Genomic DNA, 2,091 nt, shown 5'->3' with positions numbered 1-2,091 from the left:
TTCGGCCCCGGTCGGAAACTATCGTCGCACCCCGACCCGATCTTCGGCCCCGCCGGAGCGGCTCGCACAGCCCAACGATTTTTTCAACAACCCCTTCGCCGAAGGGCTCAACGCGCCGGCCCAATCGGCGTCGATGGCTCGACGAGCCGGCGCCCCGCAGCGTCACGCCCCACAGCGTCACTCCGCGCCCGCAGCCCGGCTGGCGCTCGCACCGGCACCCCAAACAACCGGCGACAGCCCCGCGCCCAGATTCAGTCTTCCCGATCTGCCCGCCGCCGAACCGCCCGCAGTTGAAGCCGCTCCGCCGGCGATCGAGCAGCTGCCGCCCAATGCGTTGCGTGGATCAGAGGCCGATGCACAGACCTTGCCAGCGCCCAGTCTGCCGGCTCCCGGCCAGCGATCCGCTGATGACGATTCGTCGATGCGAGATCTGTTGAGCGATCCTAGCGAACAAGTCAGGCCCAACGAATCGCCCCAAGACGCCGACGATGCGGCCATCCCCGCACCGTTCAACGCCCCCGCAGGCCCCGATGCGACCGAGACTCCATCGGTTCCCCAGTGGAATGATCCCAACATGCCTCAAGGGGACCGGCAAACCGATTCCCCGTCGGACAAGGGCGACGCCGAACCCGGCTTTTTCCAGAATCCGTTTGACCAAAACCGCGCCGAACGCGAACAAAACGATCCCCAGACGCAAGCTCCCCAGGGACGACAGCCCGGCGACACTTCGATGCTGAAAGCCAACCAGCTCTCCTGCGAAGACTTTCGGGCGCGGATCGCGCGGGAAACGATTGACAAGATCTCACTGGACCCCAGTCCGCCGTTCCGTCCCGATCTGTTTGATCCGCAAGACTACCAACGGCAACGCGAGAAATTCGAAAGCCGACAAACGTCTCGCCCATGGAGCAGCATCGAAGGACGTGTGATCGCCACGGGTCGCTTTGTCGAATTGGCTTACGAAAAAGTGATCATCGAAACCGATGACGGCGGCAAACAAGAATTGCCGATCGAGCGACTCAGCGAAGGCGACCTCGGTTACCTGTCGGAAAACTGGGGGCTGCCCAAAGAGTGCTTGATCGAACAAGTCGCGTACACACCACGCTCGTGGGCACCGCTGACGATGACTTGGAAAGCGTCGAACCTGTGCAGCAAGCCGCGTTACTTTGAACAAGTCAACTTGGAACGATACGGACACACCGCCGGACCATTGTTGCAGCCGGTCGTTTCCTCAGCCCACTTCTTCGCCAACATTGCCGTGCTGCCGTATAAGATGGGAATCCATCCCCCGAACGAATGCCAATACGCGTTGGGTTATTATCGACCCGGCAACTGCGCACCCTGGATCGTGCCGCCGGTCCCGATCAGTGCACGTGGTGCCCTGGTCCAAGGTGCCACGATGACCGGAGCGTTCTGGTTGATTCCCTGACCCCGATCGTCGCAGAAAAAGTGTGACGGGCTACCAGCCTGTCAGTTTAACGATGCCAACCCTGACGCTTCACGACATCGACCTGGAACGGCTGCAACAATTGGCCGACCAACTGACGCGACACTTTCCCGCCCAGTTGATCGTGGGGTTGGTCGGAACACTCGGGGCGGGAAAGACGACGTTGACCCAAACCCTTGCCGGGGCAATGGGTGTCGATCCGGAAGATGTCACCAGCCCCACGTTCACGCTGCTATGCAGCTACGACGCGAACCTTGCCGCCGGACCGATTCGTCTGCATCACCTCGACGCCTATCGGCTCAGTGACGAAGACGAGTTCTTGGAACTGGGCGTCGAAGAACTGTTCGAATCCAAAGACACGTGGGTTTTAATCGAGTGGGCCGATCGCGTCGAATCGGTGCTGCCACCGGAAACACTTTGGATCCACATCGATGTCGCTCCATCGAGCGCCGACACGCCGCTGCGAGTGATCACGTTGACCACCCAGAACACGGAACTTGAACGCCCACTCGATGCGCTCGCCGATGCCCTGTCACGCGATTAGCGCTCTGGCTACTTTTACCGCAAAAAAAGGTCAGGCTGTCACTTGAGGAACGGTGGAACGATTACTGGGCCCACGGATGGCAGCGCGAACCCACGGATTTTTT

2 protein-coding genes are annotated in these 2,091 nt (G+C 60.8%); both read left to right on the top strand.

What is annotated here, in order from left to right; all coding sequences use genetic code 11:
• The coding region (locus tag ABX749_RS30810; RefSeq protein WP_372899408.1) for a hypothetical protein at positions 1–1,426 on the top strand (1,426 nt) is incomplete at its 5' end.
• 52 nt (positions 1,427–1,478) lie between these two features.
• Positions 1,479–1,988: a tRNA (adenosine(37)-N6)-threonylcarbamoyltransferase complex ATPase subunit type 1 TsaE gene (tsaE, locus tag ABX749_RS30805; protein WP_372899407.1), complete on the top strand. Its 510-nt coding sequence runs from the start codon at positions 1,479–1,481 to the stop codon at positions 1,986–1,988.
• The last annotated feature ends 103 nt before the right edge of the window (positions 1,989–2,091 follow it).

This window comes from Stieleria sp., from assembly GCF_041595215.1.
GTDB classification, from domain to species: Bacteria; Planctomycetota; Planctomycetia; order Pirellulales; family Pirellulaceae; genus Stieleria; species Stieleria magnilauensis.
Note: the sequence above shows the minus strand (reverse complement) of the source record. Positions and strands in the feature narration are given on the sequence as shown.